Annotated in this window: 20 protein-coding genes; all 20 read right to left on the bottom strand. The window is 38.5% G+C overall.

Annotated features, from left to right (window positions below):
• Window positions 1-14 precede the first annotated feature (14 nt).
• Window positions 15-677: a hypothetical protein gene (locus tag ABGV42_RS01540; protein WP_347380062.1), complete on the bottom strand. Its 663-nt coding sequence runs from the start codon at window positions 675-677 to the stop codon at window positions 15-17.
• Window positions 674-979: a GNAT family N-acetyltransferase gene (locus ABGV42_RS01535; protein WP_347380061.1), complete on the bottom strand. Its 306-nt coding sequence runs from the start codon at window positions 977-979 to the stop codon at window positions 674-676. Before ABGV42_RS01535 ends, ABGV42_RS01540 begins: the two co-directional genes overlap by 4 nt.
• 1 nt (window position 980) lies before the next feature.
• Window positions 981-1,325, bottom strand: a complete 345-nt coding sequence (locus tag ABGV42_RS01530; RefSeq protein WP_347380060.1) for a hypothetical protein — start codon at window positions 1,323-1,325, stop codon at window positions 981-983.
• Between the two features lie 20 nt (window positions 1,326-1,345).
• Window positions 1,346-1,699, bottom strand: a complete 354-nt coding sequence (locus ABGV42_RS01525; RefSeq protein ID WP_347380059.1) for a hypothetical protein — start codon at window positions 1,697-1,699, stop codon at window positions 1,346-1,348.
• Between the two features lie 4 nt (window positions 1,700-1,703).
• Complete coding sequence (locus ABGV42_RS01520) at window positions 1,704-2,090, bottom strand: hypothetical protein (protein ID WP_347380058.1); 387 nt, start codon at window positions 2,088-2,090, stop codon at window positions 1,704-1,706.
• Between the two features lie 608 nt (window positions 2,091-2,698).
• Complete coding sequence (locus tag ABGV42_RS01515; RefSeq protein WP_347380057.1) at window positions 2,699-3,064, bottom strand: hypothetical protein; 366 nt, start codon at window positions 3,062-3,064, stop codon at window positions 2,699-2,701.
• A 15-nt stretch (window positions 3,065-3,079) separates the two neighbouring features.
• Window positions 3,080-3,604 carry a hypothetical protein gene (locus ABGV42_RS01510; protein WP_347380056.1) on the bottom strand — a complete coding sequence of 175 codons (525 nt, stop codon included), beginning with the start codon at window positions 3,602-3,604 and terminating at the stop codon, window positions 3,080-3,082.
• A gap of 26 nt (window positions 3,605-3,630) precedes the next feature.
• Complete coding sequence (locus ABGV42_RS01505) at window positions 3,631-3,834, bottom strand: hypothetical protein (RefSeq protein WP_347380055.1); 204 nt, start codon at window positions 3,832-3,834, stop codon at window positions 3,631-3,633.
• Window positions 3,834-4,175, bottom strand: coding sequence for a hypothetical protein (locus ABGV42_RS01500; RefSeq protein ID WP_347380054.1), 342 nt, complete (start codon window positions 4,173-4,175; stop codon window positions 3,834-3,836). Before ABGV42_RS01500 ends, ABGV42_RS01505 begins: the two co-directional genes overlap by 1 nt.
• Window positions 4,176-4,861: 686 nt before the next feature.
• A complete protein-coding gene (locus ABGV42_RS01495; RefSeq protein ID WP_347380053.1) occupies window positions 4,862-5,272 on the bottom strand; it encodes a hypothetical protein in 411 nt (136 codons plus the stop codon).
• 21 nt (window positions 5,273-5,293) lie between these two features.
• Window positions 5,294-5,545 carry a hypothetical protein gene (locus ABGV42_RS01490; protein ID WP_347380052.1) on the bottom strand — a complete coding sequence of 84 codons (252 nt, stop codon included), beginning with the start codon at window positions 5,543-5,545 and terminating at the stop codon, window positions 5,294-5,296.
• A 485-nt stretch (window positions 5,546-6,030) separates the two neighbouring features.
• Window positions 6,031-6,546 carry a hypothetical protein gene (locus tag ABGV42_RS01485; RefSeq protein WP_347380051.1) on the bottom strand — a complete coding sequence of 172 codons (516 nt, stop codon included), beginning with the start codon at window positions 6,544-6,546 and terminating at the stop codon, window positions 6,031-6,033.
• A 107-nt stretch (window positions 6,547-6,653) separates the two neighbouring features.
• Window positions 6,654-7,169, bottom strand: coding sequence for a hypothetical protein (locus ABGV42_RS01480; protein ID WP_347380050.1), 516 nt, complete (start codon window positions 7,167-7,169; stop codon window positions 6,654-6,656).
• Window positions 7,170-7,491: 322 nt separating this feature from the next.
• Window positions 7,492-7,653, bottom strand: a complete 162-nt coding sequence (locus ABGV42_RS01475) for a hypothetical protein (RefSeq protein WP_347380049.1) — start codon at window positions 7,651-7,653, stop codon at window positions 7,492-7,494.
• A 366-nt stretch (window positions 7,654-8,019) separates the two neighbouring features.
• Window positions 8,020-8,262, bottom strand: a complete 243-nt coding sequence (locus ABGV42_RS01470; RefSeq protein ID WP_347380048.1) for a hypothetical protein — start codon at window positions 8,260-8,262, stop codon at window positions 8,020-8,022.
• Between the two features lie 12 nt (window positions 8,263-8,274).
• Complete coding sequence (locus ABGV42_RS01465; RefSeq protein ID WP_347380047.1) at window positions 8,275-9,444, bottom strand: ATP-dependent DNA helicase; 1,170 nt, start codon at window positions 9,442-9,444, stop codon at window positions 8,275-8,277.
• Window positions 9,445-9,602: 158 nt separating this feature from the next.
• On the bottom strand, window positions 9,603-9,989 hold the full coding sequence (locus ABGV42_RS01460; RefSeq protein WP_347380046.1) for a PH domain-containing protein: 387 nt from the start codon (window positions 9,987-9,989) through the stop codon (window positions 9,603-9,605).
• Between the two features lie 84 nt (window positions 9,990-10,073).
• Window positions 10,074-14,579: an S-layer homology domain-containing protein gene (locus tag ABGV42_RS01455; RefSeq protein WP_347380045.1), complete on the bottom strand. Its 4,506-nt coding sequence runs from the start codon at window positions 14,577-14,579 to the stop codon at window positions 10,074-10,076.
• A 192-nt stretch (window positions 14,580-14,771) separates the two neighbouring features.
• A complete protein-coding gene (locus ABGV42_RS01450; RefSeq protein WP_347380044.1) occupies window positions 14,772-15,101 on the bottom strand; it encodes a hypothetical protein in 330 nt (109 codons plus the stop codon).
• 286 nt (window positions 15,102-15,387) lie between these two features.
• Entirely contained in the window at window positions 15,388-15,735 is a 348-nt protein-coding gene (locus ABGV42_RS01445) for a hypothetical protein (RefSeq protein WP_347380043.1), read from the bottom strand.
• Between the last annotated feature and the right edge of the window lie 22 nt (window positions 15,736-15,757).

The raw sequence follows: 15,757 nt of genomic DNA, 5'->3' as shown, positions 1-15,757 counted from the left end.
GGATTATATTTGTTCTAATTCATCGAATTGACGTACTGATCGTAGTGGCTGATAGTTCTTCTTTCTTCTTCGATTACACCGAAGAGTTCGCGCGCATCAACTGGAACTCTGTAGTATATTTTTCCATCTTGGTAAACTTCCTGAAGTACCACACCAACCAGTGATTCGAGATAATTAATAGATTCTTTATCGTAACCGGAGTATTTAGAAATAAAGTCATAAGTACAAGTCGCGAGTACAACAGTTTGCCCCTCAGTCTCAACATAATCGGAAGCTTCCACAATGAACCGAACAAAAAAGAATGAACTCTCATCTAGATCTGCAGTGGAAAATCCGAATTTTCTACGTTGTCTATCAAAACATATAGTTTTGAACTCATCGAGCAGGAATGAACTAGGAGCATTAATATAATGACTATTTTCCAAACTTTCGAAACCAGAGTTCCAATACACGATACCACTATCAGTGTAATTATAGCAGTGAAAACTTGTATCAGGATCGATATTCTCGATTCGATGAATTTCAGAGTAGACTTGACCCATTGATTCAGAGAAAATCTGATTTCCTTTACCTGATTCGTCAATAACATGCAAGATGTTATTAACACCAGGGTCTAAATAATATCTCACAAACAATTGTTCTCCATGTGCACCATTAACCTTCGTATACTTTATCATTGCGTACCCCTTTCAGCTGATCTCTTAGTCGCCAAACCTGCAGCAGTGTAAAAATCAGATTCCATAAGCCGGCAGGTGTGATTCTCAAGCTGAAGCTGGTAGTATAACGACCGTCCGATACCTTTTAGACGATGTTCCTCATTAACAAAGATAAAGTCTACATGCATGTCATCGTCAATCAGAGTGTAATCGATGTATCCGATCACGTCATTAGAACCTTCATAAGCTGCCATCAAACGGAACTTATGCTCATTACGTCCAATACAATCAACATGTACATTGCTATACCATAGTTTTACCATCTTAAAATACCGTCTCGTAAGAGTTTCCTTTCAGTGAAGTCACAGTTACATCCGTTAAAGGTAATTCCTCTGCATCACCAAACATCAGCCGACGCAATACTACTTGCCGTGTTCGGTCGAACATCACAAGGAAAGTAGATACTTTACCCTCACTGTCAGTACCTTCGACATGATCGTTAATAAAAACAGGCTGGTCATCAATAGAAAATACGTATTCATCGGATGCAATGAATACTGTCTCAGCCGGATTTGTCCGACCTTTAAACAAAATACTACCATCATTAGCTAAGTAATTATAATAATGAATCCAATCACTATCTCGGTAAACATTACGGAGTGCGTACAAATTAATTCCTCCTTATAATTTTATTTAAGGTTCCATCCATGATGGAGTGCAGTTTCTCTAATTATTGGCTCAATATAATCCTCTTCGTGAATAAAGAAAGTAGAGAGATATTCAACAGCACCTTTAATATCAGTTACGGAGAGAATATGACCTTGACCATGAGGAAAATAGGATACTACAACATAATTAGAACCGTGCCGCAGCATAGTAGCTTTTTTGTCCACACCAACACTGAACGTAAACTGCCCCTCGATATCGACACCATCGAACTTTTTAGCAAGATACTCATTCATATTAAATGTCCCGCTATAGAATCCCTCTAAACTGCCCGGAACCAAACTCTCTGGTCTAATGTCCTGATAATCTTTACTCATAGTATTATCTCCTCTTCGTTAAATTGTCCAGATCGATACCTAATATTAAAGCTAAATCTTTCATTCCCCTGCGATATCCTAGACCATAGTTACCATATTCCTCATTATCATAAGCTACATACCTTTCTACAGCGCGGTCTAAAGGAGTTTTACCATCAGAATCAATTAACTCATCCGCCCAAAGCTGAAAACTATGAGATGAACATTTGACAATTGGACCTTCGGTATTGCCTAAGCTATCGCAAGCGTGATAAAAGATATTAGCATCTTCAGGAGTCTCGACAGGTTCAGTACCATGCCAATCTCGGTAGAATCCATATATTTTTCGATGTAAGTTAGTTTTGTTATTTCGGTAAACTTCACCGACTCTGATGTACTCTTGATGTAACATAACCCACACCTCAACGATAAAGACTAATTACCCCGCCGTTATTTGTAAAATATAAGGTATCTACAGTTAATTCCGATGCTATAGTTACTATCTCGGAACAAGTATACCCAAAATCCTCATAGTCCTTAATATGCTGACGATGTTTAGCTGTCTCAGTATCAATTTCAATTAAATCAGGTAATCCGAATTTGATACGTGAAACATGCTCCCCTTCATAAGTGGATATAAGGAATTCTCCGAAGTGATACCCATAGCATAGTTCATTGCTATCGTACTCACTAAGTGCCAACTTTACAAGAAAACCCAAACTCCTGTGGCGGAGTATTGGGCGGTTTTTGTAGTAGTCGATATTCTCATTTGCAAATAGCCTTAGCACTATTACTCACCCCAATCTAGTAATTGTGTCGCTAAATTTAAGTTCCATTACCTGATACTCGATGGTATATACCTCAGGTCGTCTGCTCATTATTTCAGAGAGTTTCTGCTGTGCTGCAATGTGCGCTACCTCTAGATGATTACCCTCTGGAAAAGCCTCAAATGGAATCTGTTCGATATCCAAGAGGTCATACTCGGCACTGTAACATGTGAAGGTGAATGTATAGTGAATATTATTTTGCATAAGCTGCCAGTTCTACGGCGTTTAATACCTTAAGGTATTTGTAAACTTCTCCGTTTGTTGTCCCTGAGTAATGTCCGGTCCATCTATTGAAAGGGAACCAACCATCAACATCTAGTCTGACGATATGTTGCTCACAATCCTCAAGTGCAAGTCCATTTTCAAGTTGTATGACAACATCACCCGCGTAGATTGATCGCCCTTCGGCATCAGTGCGTCCGCTGTAGAGTTCAGTAGCGATTATTTTTGTTGAAGGGTAATTAATAATTTCCATTAGTGCGTCCCTGTTTGAAAGTAGTACATAATGGTAAATTCCATCAGGGTGCTTGTCGGTCTCTACGAGTATTCTTACAAACATACTATTAACCTCCAATTATCTTTCGTCTACGTAGTAGTGATTGAAATAAGTGACGAATTTACTATAAATCAAATCAAAATAATAGGGGTCGTTAGAATCATTAATTAACATCCGAAGTTGCTGATTACCAGGGAAATAATCCACAACTTCTACTTGAACCTCACGGAATTGTTGCGAATTATTAATGTATCCTGTCATAATATATGGGATAGGTTCAGTATATACTGCGTAACTGACCTTATCATACGTATTTGCCAACCTAAGTAAAAGTGCAGTAGAATCGTAACATTCGTCAATAAAAGCTTTCCGCTCTGCATCAGTATTCAGCCACCGAAACATCTCAATATTATTAGCGACCCAACGATAATCTGCCATCAAAAATCTAATTTGGGCCCCAGCTTTCAATTTATCTTCGATCAAATCAAGTGAGTATTTGAAAATGTTCCCCATACTGATGCCGGAGATGAATATCAGTCCTGAAGCATCATTTAAAGTTTGCGTAAATGATTCGTGTCGATCTTGGTCATTAATGAACATCAAATTTTCCAACTTCCCGTAGTTTAGTATCAGCCTGAAATCTGAGTATCATAGATATCATCAACTACACGCAAAATTGTATCTGTGTATCCGATAATACCATTCCATTGCAAATAATAATTAAACACATCACTCGGTGCCATCTCGAAAATTCGTACATCATAACTTTCGTCATGTGGACTATCTGCACCCAGAGCCTGACGCACCGCAAACATTACCTCATTACTATACATTAATATACCCCCTCATTCGATACCTCAGTGACGTGTACCCGACAGATACAACCTTCACCGGAATCAATCGCACTCTTAAAAAAGTCAAAAGAAAATAAAGCTAAACCTTTGTATGATGTGTAAATAAATTTGTACTCCTGCAATGAGTTGTCCCAATAAGCATAATAATCTTGGACCCCTTCAGGTAACTGGTAATCTTCGGCTATTTCCTGTACATGTACCTGTAAAATCTCAACAGGTTTCGACATAGAATGACCTTTAACATTAATAGGACTACCACCGAACCATTTATACCCACCAGTATCACTGTGTGTACAATAAGCATAAGAGACTCTTGTCATGTGAAATCTCCTTTCATTTACTAATACTTATTGCTGCAGCTGATGTATTGATCCTGTTTACTGATTTCATGCACTAATTACAACTCAATCTCGAAAGGATTGTCTTTCCAATCATAACTAGTTAAATCTAAAATTCTCGATTTCACACCTTGTTTCCATAGGAATTTGTGCCAGTCTATAGCGTACTGTCGCTCATAGTATCCGACATTTAAGTCTTCGCTAATGATGACCATGTATCGTGGGTATTGTTGTTTTCCAGTGTTGTAGGGATCTGATGAGATGTCATACCCGAACTCGTCGCTAAACTTGAGCAACACGTTCACTCCTTAGTTTGTTATCCTTGAAGATTGTTAAATTAATCCGTGTTGGTCACAGTATTCCTTAGCCCTAGAGACCAACATATTCTTTGCCACAATAATATTATCAGGTTGTACACTCTTGTCATACATCATCGACCAATATCTAGAGACTTCATCCTCAGCAAGTCCATCAAAATAGCTGAAACCTTTCTTATAAATTCTCAGCATCAGAGGTCGATAAACAAAAATATCGGTGAATTTCACGTAAAAGTAAATTAACATGAAGACCCCGATAAGTGAGATAAAAATTAAATTTAGCCAGAATCCAATAGTTGCCATTCTATGCACCTCGTAGCGATCTATCAAATATAAGCTGTTTCTATCTGACTAGACCTCAATCTCAATCAATCCACGGTTATACAATGAAAGTAAAGCACAGTTGGTAACAGCTACCTGATAAGTTTCGTCAGAATAAGATGAATCATAACCTTCCGCAATCGCTACCTCAGAACCCCGATAACTAACATGGTCAATATCCATTGCATACCAGTTAAATCCACCATCATCAGTAGATTGTGGAATTACCACAATACCAAAAGTCTGAACCAGTGCAAATGCATCAGACATTTCATCAAGGGGGTTAAATACTTGTAGCGCGTTCTGTCCCACAATAATGACACCTCGACCCTCAATTTCAGTCGGTGCTACATCATATCCCATCCCAATTTTAGCAAGGATATAGTTAATCTGATAGGGAGTTAATGATTCCAAATAATCGAGTGCGTCAATTTTAGACATGAAATAACCACCTTTAATTGTTTAGTTGAATAATTTGATAATCGAATCGTCAGGTGAATAGTACCATTCGAAAGGTTTATCATCGTGAGTTACAACAGAACCGACCTCAATCGTATGTTTCTCATTACCTTTAGTCCAACTGACATGGTTGGGTTGTACAAACACCACATCAGTATCACACAACAAGACGAAATGGTCATTCTCGAATCCGCTGAACAGAATAGCGTGCCCAACATCCTCACCATATGTATTGTAGAGTTTATGCTCACCCAAGAAATGAACATCATGTAAAGGAAAGTGGACTATTTTGTAGTTCATTAAGTTGTTCCTGATTTCATAAACAGATACCATAGATGACCTCCGATAAATTAGTTATAGGCAGAAATTATGTATTGGTAGTTAAAGAGATTAGGTGATTAGCGGTAAGTGCGGAATTTATGTATATGTGGATAAAACAGAGTATGTGGGAACCTTCAAAGTAAGTGTTTTTTGTTATCTGAGTAAATTCTGAGATTTTAACGGTATATCTCGTATTTTTCTGCATGTATTAGAACTTCACTAATCTCAATGGAGAGTCCAAGAACTTAATATATTGGACTTAATTTAGCTTTTAAAGTACGAGTTTATTGTGAGAAAGCATTTAAAAGTGAACACTATTAACATTGCATTACCTAAAACTAATCTTTCTCAATATACCATTATACCAGAAATGCCCCAATCAGTCAAGATTTACCGATGGACATAAAGATAAAGCCCTGTTATTCAACAGGACTTTTATTTCCAGGAAAAGCAAGTACATTATCGCCACCAAGCTTAACATCTTTTTTACTCGTGGAAGGTTTAACTTTCGGTGCAGGTTGTGTATTACCTTCCTCCAGAAAGGTTTCAGTAAGCGTACGTAATAGGTACTCTCCACGGTCCTCAACCATACTTAAACAGCTAGAGTGCAATGAACCTAGATACTCCTTAATCAACTCTTCGCTACCCATTTCAGCGTAATACCCTTTATACTTACTGCGTAATTCTTCAGCAATCTCGCCATTCATCACATCATCAAGGGAAACAACAGAATCATTGTTGTGATTATTATATCCAATTCGAGCATATTCAGCATGAAGTACTTCCTGAATCATAGCCATTTCATTGGCCAAAATGACGTCAGGTGCATTGACCTTTACCAGTCGCGAATACCGCAAAACACGTTGAATGAGTTTCTCACTCATAATTAATGCTTCAGCTGAATCCCGTCCAAGATTATTCGTAAATTCTGACACTCAAAATTCCCCCTGCAATTCTATTTAATTGCCTAATTAAATATATCTTTATAAATAATATATTTATTTGGACTTATATGGGATTATTATATAGGACTCTAATCCAGCTAAACTGTCATTACAAAATTATATATTACACATCCTAAGACTAATAACATGACATACGATGAAATCATAAGACCTGATGCAATGTTATTGCTTACAATGTTATTTTTCATTCGTTTAGATTCGTTGAAAAGTCCTACTGATTTACAATAGTTTGCCGCGAATTTATTAGCATCCAACTCTCTTTTGTCGAAGGAGTAGTTATGTTTATATTTAATTCGTTGTAGCAGTCTTTTAATAAAACCTGTCTGAGGAATCTCGAACTCAAAATTGTTCTCGTTTCTATATTTATACTGCCAGGCGTGACGCATCTCGTGAGCAAGTGTACCGATACTTTTGACTTCACGTACTGCTACCAGGTCAATATCGTTCTCCCATATGTAAATTCCCTTTGCTAAATTTCCATTGATATCTTTGACTATATAAATAGCTTCGTTACCCCAGAAAATTTCTGGGTCTATACGTAACTGTCTTCGTAAATTTTCTGCATGTGCTTCGAAAAATAGTTCGTCGTTCAATTAAATCACCCGTTCGTATTTTAATTAGTATCAGCTAACTCTGCCCCACATGCAGGACAGTATTTAATAGGGTAGGTACCTCGTCCAAGTGTACCTGCGGGCGATACGCACCAAACCCCATACTCTGATATATAACTTATTTCGATATCGAGTTCTTTTTGCGGGTCACATTCATGTTCTTTCATCATATTTATTCACCCCTTATCAATTTCAGTATTACACGTATCTATCTTTATATATTACTTAATTAAAAGGACAAATTAAGGACTATTTAAATTATTAAGCAAAAAGAAAACCCTAACCATTGAGATTAGGGTTTTACTTAGTGTTCCATAAGTTCGAGACGGGGTTCTGCACATTGAGGACATTTATTATCTGCTTCCTCGTTATAGTACCCGCCAGCACGTTCAACTTCTTTGATGCAATCAGCGGCATTACGCCCTGGGACAGTATCATACTGACAGTAACCGCAAATAATGATCATGCAGCCTTTACCTCCCAAGACTCAAACTTTTTTTGTATTACTTTTTCATTTACAGGGTAATATCCTAACTCCAGAGCTACAAGCTGCGCTACAGTCATAATAAAGTATACGATACCCGTACTTATCAAAATTCGAGATACGACCCAAGGTTCGATCTGGAAAAGATTAAGATCAATAGCGGTATTATTACCTAGTAGTAAATACATGAATGTCATACCGAGAATAAATGGACTTAGACTAGCATTGATTATAACAAAGTACCTCAAGACGTTCACCTTCTATTCAGCTTTAAGATATATTAATTTATTTCTCTATATCATTATTATCTGCGAACATAAATAGATAGGTGCATCAGATGTAGTTATATTATTGAGACTCTTTTAGCATACGTACCCGCATATTGTGATAATAGACATAAACCCGATTATGTGAGAAATAATACATTTCTTCAATGAAGTTCCTGAAGAGTTGTTCGTGTTCCGGATGATCCCGAATATTCAATTCGCACGCCTGAATAATATTATCACGACTGAAACTGATTTTCAGGTTTTTTATTACCCATTCCACAAAAACCAAAGGACATTCGGTATTTTTAAACTTAAGTTCCATTATTATCTCCCCTTATGATGTTCTTTGAAAGTAGATTAATCCTGAACGTGCACGTGTGAGTCCAGTATATGCCCAACGGTGATGATCTTCGATACTAAGTACTTCCTCATAAAGTACAACTTTATCGTACTCACTACCCTGAGATTTATGACATGTGATTGCATCACCGAAATCAAATTGGTTAATCTTAGACCGCTTAATTAAAGGTATCTCGAAATTCTCGAAATTCTGTAAATCTATTTTGATTTCTTTACCTGTTAATCGATCCGAGAATTCAGGTCGGAACTTAATCTTGAAAGTTCTCTCAATTTTATCGATATCATATGCTTCTGATGTGGCATATCCTATTAAACCATTGATTAGCGGTGTTTTATCTATTACCATATCCCAGTTATTCTTTGTACATATCATTTTATCTCCGATAACTGGAAGATTTCCAATATGTCCTTTTAACTGCCTTGCACGTGCATTAATATCTTTCCGTGTCTTGTTATATCCGCAAATTATCTGATCACTATTAAGTAACATTCGATCTGTTATGTCGTTTATTCCGTTATACGCCGGAATTACAGCTACACGAGATACTCCCTTTTTATCCTTATAAACTCCCGGTTGTATCCACTTTTTCTGTCTAGCTAACATAGATAGGTAAATAATTGGGTTATCCAGTGCTTGACGTGTGATCTCAGTCAAGTTTACATCTGGATTTGCCAAAAGTCCATTATCTTCCCCAATAGGAGGCAACTGCATTCGATCTCCTAGAACAATAATAGGGATACCATAAGAAAGCGCATCACGGATTAAGTTCATGTTAACCATCGAGATTTCGTCAATTATAAGTAATAGCACACCGTCCATAGCATTAGGGTTAAAGATAAAACGCTGTGTTTCCACAATTCTACCACTAGGTAACCTTTCATCAGTGACCTCGAGATAGTACATTTCACTATGCATAGTCTTAGCAGGAGTACCTTTATTGGTTAGCACAAGTGAAGCTTTACCAGATAGCGTCATGATTCGATATTGATGAGGTTCGATCCCAATATCCTCAAGGAAGTACTTGACAATAGTAGTCTTTCCTACCCCCGCATACCCATTTATCACATATATCTGCTTATATAATCGCTTCCACCAATCTTTTAAACCGCTAAATGCTTCCTTTTGTCCGTTCGTAAATTCCACTAGTTCACCTACCTGTCTGCTCAGCAACTATGATAATTAGCGAAACGCTACATTAATTACTTTTTAGTTTTAACCTTATACCTAATTATTACGCATCAATATAGATATGTGAGGGAAATAAATAAAAAATCCCCAGCGTTTGCTGAGGATTAATTATCTTAATAACCAGGTACATATTCATGCTGGCTCTGGTTAACACTGGTGATGATCTCATTTGATCTATAAGTTGCCTTTGCATACTCTACCCAATCACTGAGGACTCGAGCTACTTCTTTATAATTAGGTATATCTCGAATAGTAACCGTAGGACAGGTGATGTCATTAGAGTAAATTGTGACACTACCTCTACCAAACATTCGCTGGATCATGGAAGCGGACACAGATATATCGTTTACGCGATGTAGCCTTATTTCTTCGGTATTTACATTAAAAATACCAGTGTCAATACTGATTCTTCGACCAGTGATTAAGTATTTAGTGAAAACTAATTTACAGTAATAGTGGAAAGGTTTACCTTTGTAGATAATTGTTTCTTCTTCGTACATGTCATTTACCTCCTAACGGAAGATTTAAGTAAAAAATTAGGCCAATCTCAAAACTATATCAAGACTGACCTAATTAATTTAGAATTATTTAGTTTGCAAGAGGTTGTAAATCATAATTGCTGCTTCTGCACGAGTCAGTTCCTTCTTAGGAAGGAATTTACCTCCAGGATAACCACTCATAACACCTGCTTCAGTTACTACTTCGACACTATCAAGTGCCCATGCAATAATTGCCTTAGCATCAGCATATTGCAGATCGCTACCTTCGATTCCACGTTCAGCTATAATATTAGCAAGCATTACTGCCGCTTGCTCACGAGGGATAATATCATTTGGACGATAAGTTCCATCTGTAAATCCTTTTGTGATTCCGTTGTTCAGTGCGGAAGCGAGTTCAGGTGCGTACCAAGCATTAACATCAAAGTCATTGAAGTTGTGCTTATATTCACCTTCACCATAACCCAACGCTCTGTTAAGGAAAATTGCAAATTCAGCACGTGTTACTTGTTTGTCAGGATTGAAAGTACCATCAGTGTATCCTTTAACAATACCTTTACCTGCGAGGTAGGAAATAGCATCTTTTGCGAAACTATTTTCAACATCTGAAAAATTCACATCAGCGGGTACTTCAACATCCGTTGGAATGTCTGAAGCTTCGTCAACCGGTCCAGTTGTACCGGGAACAGAGTTTCCTACATCATTAGTACTCTCGTTCGATCCAGTATTACCAGTTGGTCCACTGTTATTGGATCCAGTATTACCTGTAGAACCACTGTTATTGGATCCAGTATTACCTGTAGAACCACCAGTGTTGCCGCCAATTGATCCATTATCAGAACCACCAGTTCCCGGAGTTGTAGTTCCTGGATCAGTTGTACCTCCACCGTTACCAGGGTTAGTTGTACCTCCACCGTTACCAGGGTCAGTTGTACCTCCACCGTTACCCGGATCAGTCGGATCAACAATAGTTCCTGGAACAGTTGCACCACTACCATCAGCCGGAGTTGTGATATTTACTTCTTCACGAGCGACAACTTCTTCAGTACCATCAGCTTTTAATACTACAGCGATGACGTCATAGTGATAGTCCTTGCTCGGATCAATACCGGATTCGCTGAACCGGAGTTTACCATTAACAGGGTAAACAATACCTTCGTCTCTGAGTTCACCGGTTGCACTGTTATAATAAGTTTTATGGAATGAACCATCAGGTAATGGCTCATAGCGTGTTTGCGGGTTTCTTTCCACGTAATGATAAGAACCATCTACAGTTTTAAATTCAAATGTTATTGTACCTTCCATAGGTTCAGAAGGTGTAATAACAATGCTTTGCGGTGCGGAAGGAGTTGTGACAACAATTACGTTTGATTCCAGGGTTCCCCACTCGTTACCTGCAACTACTTTATAAGTGTGGACCTCTTCAGGTCCTACGTTAGGATCAGTGATTGTATTCAATTCACCATGCCACACACGGTTCTCTGTATCCTGGTAAACATCGTAATAAGTTGCGCCGGTAACAGTTGTCCAAGAAAGCCCAACTCTGTCATGTTGAACACGAGTAGCTTTCAATACCAAGTCGCCAGTTGGCGCTTCACCTTGAATCGGTTCGGTTGGTACATTGACAATTTTTTGCGCTTCTTTACCTGCAACTCCATTTTTTACAGCAGATACTTTATAAGTATATGTCGCACCTGCAGAAATACTTGTTGCATCATCTTCCCACCAAGTAGAGTTAGGTGTTCCGATCGGCATACCATCACGTGTCATTTGGTAACCTTCTGCTCCGTCTACCTGATCCCACTCAAGACGTACTTTGTTGTATTCTAGAGTTACGATGCGGAAGTTAGCCGGATAAGCAAGCTGACTAACAAGTGTAACTGTGCTAGCTGTAGCGGCTTCACTCACTACATCACCTTTAATAGCAACGACAGAGTAATCGTAAGGCGTACCTTCAGTCAAATCAGAGTTTGAGAATGTAGTGAGAGGTCCTTGGTAAACAATAGAATTACCTCGCATAAGTTTATATTCACTTGCGCCAGATACTGCGTCCCAAGTTGCAATAACAGAAGTTGTCTTCGGAGTCAATACAAAGTTTGCCGGTTTGTCCAATACAACTGGTTCTGGATCAGGAGTGTTAGTCGCTTCACCAACAGTTACTAACAAAATTGGGGACGGGTTACTTGTGTTAATACCATCAAAAGCCTTGACAGTGTAAATGTAGCTTTCGCCCATTACTGCTGTTTTGTCCACATAACTAGTGGTTGCTACAGAACCGATGTCTACACCATTACGTTGGACTTTATAAATCAAAGCACCTTCGGAAGCTGGCCAGTTGATCTGAACATTTCCTGCTTCTGTACTGATTGCAGTTGGCTGTCCTGGTGCCGCGAGTTGTACTGCAGTTTCTTTGGTTTTTACAACCAAACTAACTTTACTACTTTCACCAGCATCATTATATGCATACACATCTACAGTGTAGTCTGTATTAGCCGTTAACCCAGTGTAAACGTATGACAAATTCGGACCACTATATACTTGTTGGTTATTTACCACAACTCGGTAACCCTTAGCACCATCTACAGGATCCCAGTTTGCTGTTAAACTAGTTTCTTCTGTAGTTACCTTTAAGTTAGCCGGTGATGTAGGTTTAGCTACAACTGGAGAAGCAGTCAAAGTGTACGGGTCTCGGTAGTCCCCAGATCCTTCAACAGCAGTTACCCCAGATACGACCTTAATTGCTGGGTAAACTTCTAGATATGTTGTAGTAGAATAGCTATCATATTTGAGGTTATTCCACCAAGAAGTTCCTCTGCTATAAGCGGTGTCATATGCATCCATCAACCAAGGTGTAGAAGCAAAATAGAGTCCCCCAGATGGGAATGCACTAAGCATTTCATAATTCAACATACCAATACGTGCAGTAACTTGGTACGCTTTAGGAGTACCCGACGTTAGCGGATAATATGTTTGCCATACTCCCTCATCGATTAATGCTTTATCTTCTTTTGTAAATTCTTCGTAATAATCGTTATTTAAAAACTTAGCGATATTACCTTCTACTGTAGGAGAGAACCTACCTCTACCATCCGAGGCAAATTGCTTACTACCAAGTGAATTTACGCTTAACAAAGTGTTATCTCCAACCACTCTCCAAAGAGAGTAATTGATGTTGACAAAACTTCCCAAGTCTACGGTTTCTTGTCCCAATGTTACAGTTTTATACGGGAGACCACCTAACTGCGTGTTAATTGAGTCTGCGTCACCTGCAGAGTTATAGAAAGTGAATTCTACATCTTGCGGTCCATAAGGAACATTAGACATACTGAAAATATTCTGTGTGAATGTGACAGCCAATGGGGATGTACCAACTGTTAGATCAGAGGAAATCTCTTTACCATTTACCTTTAACTTAGCGCTGCTGTAAAATAGCGGGGCGTAATACCGAATAGATGCACCATAGCTGTAGACTTCTCTTGGCAATAAAGGAGTGAAGTTGATATTAGCTAAATCCAGTGAGCTGAAATCGTAATATCCAAAACTTTCCTTTGTTCCAGATTCAGCACTGTAGTGTGAACTGGAATAGAATGCCGATCCATCTTTAGAAATAATACCAGCGGTAAGGTAGTACTTCTCTTTAGTGTCAATATTATAAAGAGTTCTCACCTGGTTCATATCCCAAGTAAGATAAGATACTACATGCGTATCACCAATGAATGTAGCGGAGCTGTTAACCCTAAAATTAGCCGCACTATGGTTTTCATCTTTACCTGTTTCGAGGTTACGAACATGCATAGTACCACTGTAATTCTCCGCAAACAGTAAATACTTTCCGTCCGAAGATATAGCGTACACAGTCGGATTACTGTTATTTGATTGTGTATTCAGACCACCTGCGATCAAAGTAGATGCTGTTCCATCCCATTTATAAACGGAACCTACTTTTGACGAGTTAGCTAGAGTGTAATATACATCCGTGCTATTAGGTCCAAAAATTGCATAATCGGAGTAGGCTAGCGTAGGATTTGTTGCCAAGAAAGTTTGACCGCTAATACTCGAAGGTAGAGCTGTTTGTTTCTGCTCAGAAATGTCATATGTATACAACACATTTCCTACAGAATAAACGATCTTATTACTATCTGGGCTGAAAGCTAGTGTAACACCTGCAGTACCTGTCTTAGTTACCTCAGTAACTATTCCTGTGCCTAAATCCAACAACCGGACTTTTGAACTGGACATACTCGAACTATTAGCTACGCCATTCTCGATCCATGCAACGTACTTACCATCCGGAGAAATTTCTACCTCGCGCTTAAAATAAGTGGGATTAACCTCTATAGGTGTAGCATTACCCGACTTATCATAAATATTAAAGGTATATCCAGAATCACTACCACCTGTAAATGCTGTTACCTTAGTTCCGTCATCAGACACGCCAGTTGCATATGCGCGCTTATCAAGGAACTTAGAGTATGTTAGCAAATCTGAGGCAGATGCTTCCGCTTTACCTCCTCCCCAAAAAGGTAGACTTCCTAACAGCAAACTAGCTGAAAGGACTACAGACAATGTCTTACTTAACTTGCCTTTCCTCATCCTTCTAATCCCCTATCTCGTTGTGATTGCGCATGCTGCAAATTTTGATATTTTATCAAAACCTTACACACTGCTTAAGTTACAGTACAATGTTGAAAGCTTCCTATTAGGAGCTTATTTGGTAACAGCAACAACCTACCAAATAAGCCACTAATATAACATGTACCTAACCTATCACGGGGATTAGTGATATTAAGTTAAGTCTTCGATCTTGTATACCTTTACTTCCGATTCAGCGTTTAATTTCTCAAATTTAGTGATTTCTCTCTGAGCATTAAAAGCTGATCTTTCCTCGGATCGTGTACGCTGATTCCGGAGAATCTTCTCGGGGCCAGTCTCTTTTTTGGTATACTGGTAACAGTCTTCAATCAGAATCGGAGCTTCCACTAAATTATCAGGAGATTTCTCCCATATAACGCGATAACAATTACCTTCAACGCCAGTTACCGTGAAAGTTTTACCGATATGTTGAGCATACCAATAACTCTCACTTTTAGCTTTTTTAACTCGGACAGATTGCAAAGATTAGTTCCCCCTTACAATTGAATATCCCAGCATAATACTACTTATTTTCTTTCCTATAACTACTTATTGCGCATTATTATAGATCAATATAGGTCTTAAACAAGAAATTAGGCTAGCCTGATAAATACCTATCAAGACTAGCCTAATCCTATAACTGGAGCCGTAAAACTCTCAGTAACTCCTCCAAATTGGAAGTTTATATGAAAGGAGATGACTCCCCGCTCAAATAAACTTCCAATTACATTGAGGATTAATTATATTAAGTTACATGCGGGAATTAAGATTAAGCTTCAACATATTGAGGGATGTTTTTCCAGTAGCCAACTTCGTAGGAATGTGCTTCGCGGGAAGTGCTTGGGTGGAATTGGCAATACAGATACACACTAGGGTCACTAGTACATGTATATTTAGTGTTAAGCAAATCCTGGAAGCTACCTGCCAAATGTTCACGTTCTGCGTTAGTCAGGTTACGTCCAACTTGGTTAGACAAGATACCTTCCAACTGCAATACCATACGTCCGAAGCTGCGGTAAACTACATGAGAAGGCAGGTCCGAAGGTACTTTCGAAATTTCGATATTAATCATTGTCATCAGGTCAGTTACTTGTGGGTCATTAAAATTAAAAGACATTAAATGTCACTCCATTCGATAT

The organism is Paenibacillus pabuli (assembly GCF_039831995.1).
Taxonomy (GTDB): Bacteria; Bacillota; Bacilli; order Paenibacillales; family Paenibacillaceae; genus Paenibacillus; species Paenibacillus pabuli_C.
The sequence above is the reverse complement of the archived record's forward strand: the minus strand, read 5'-3'. Positions and strand labels throughout refer to the sequence as shown.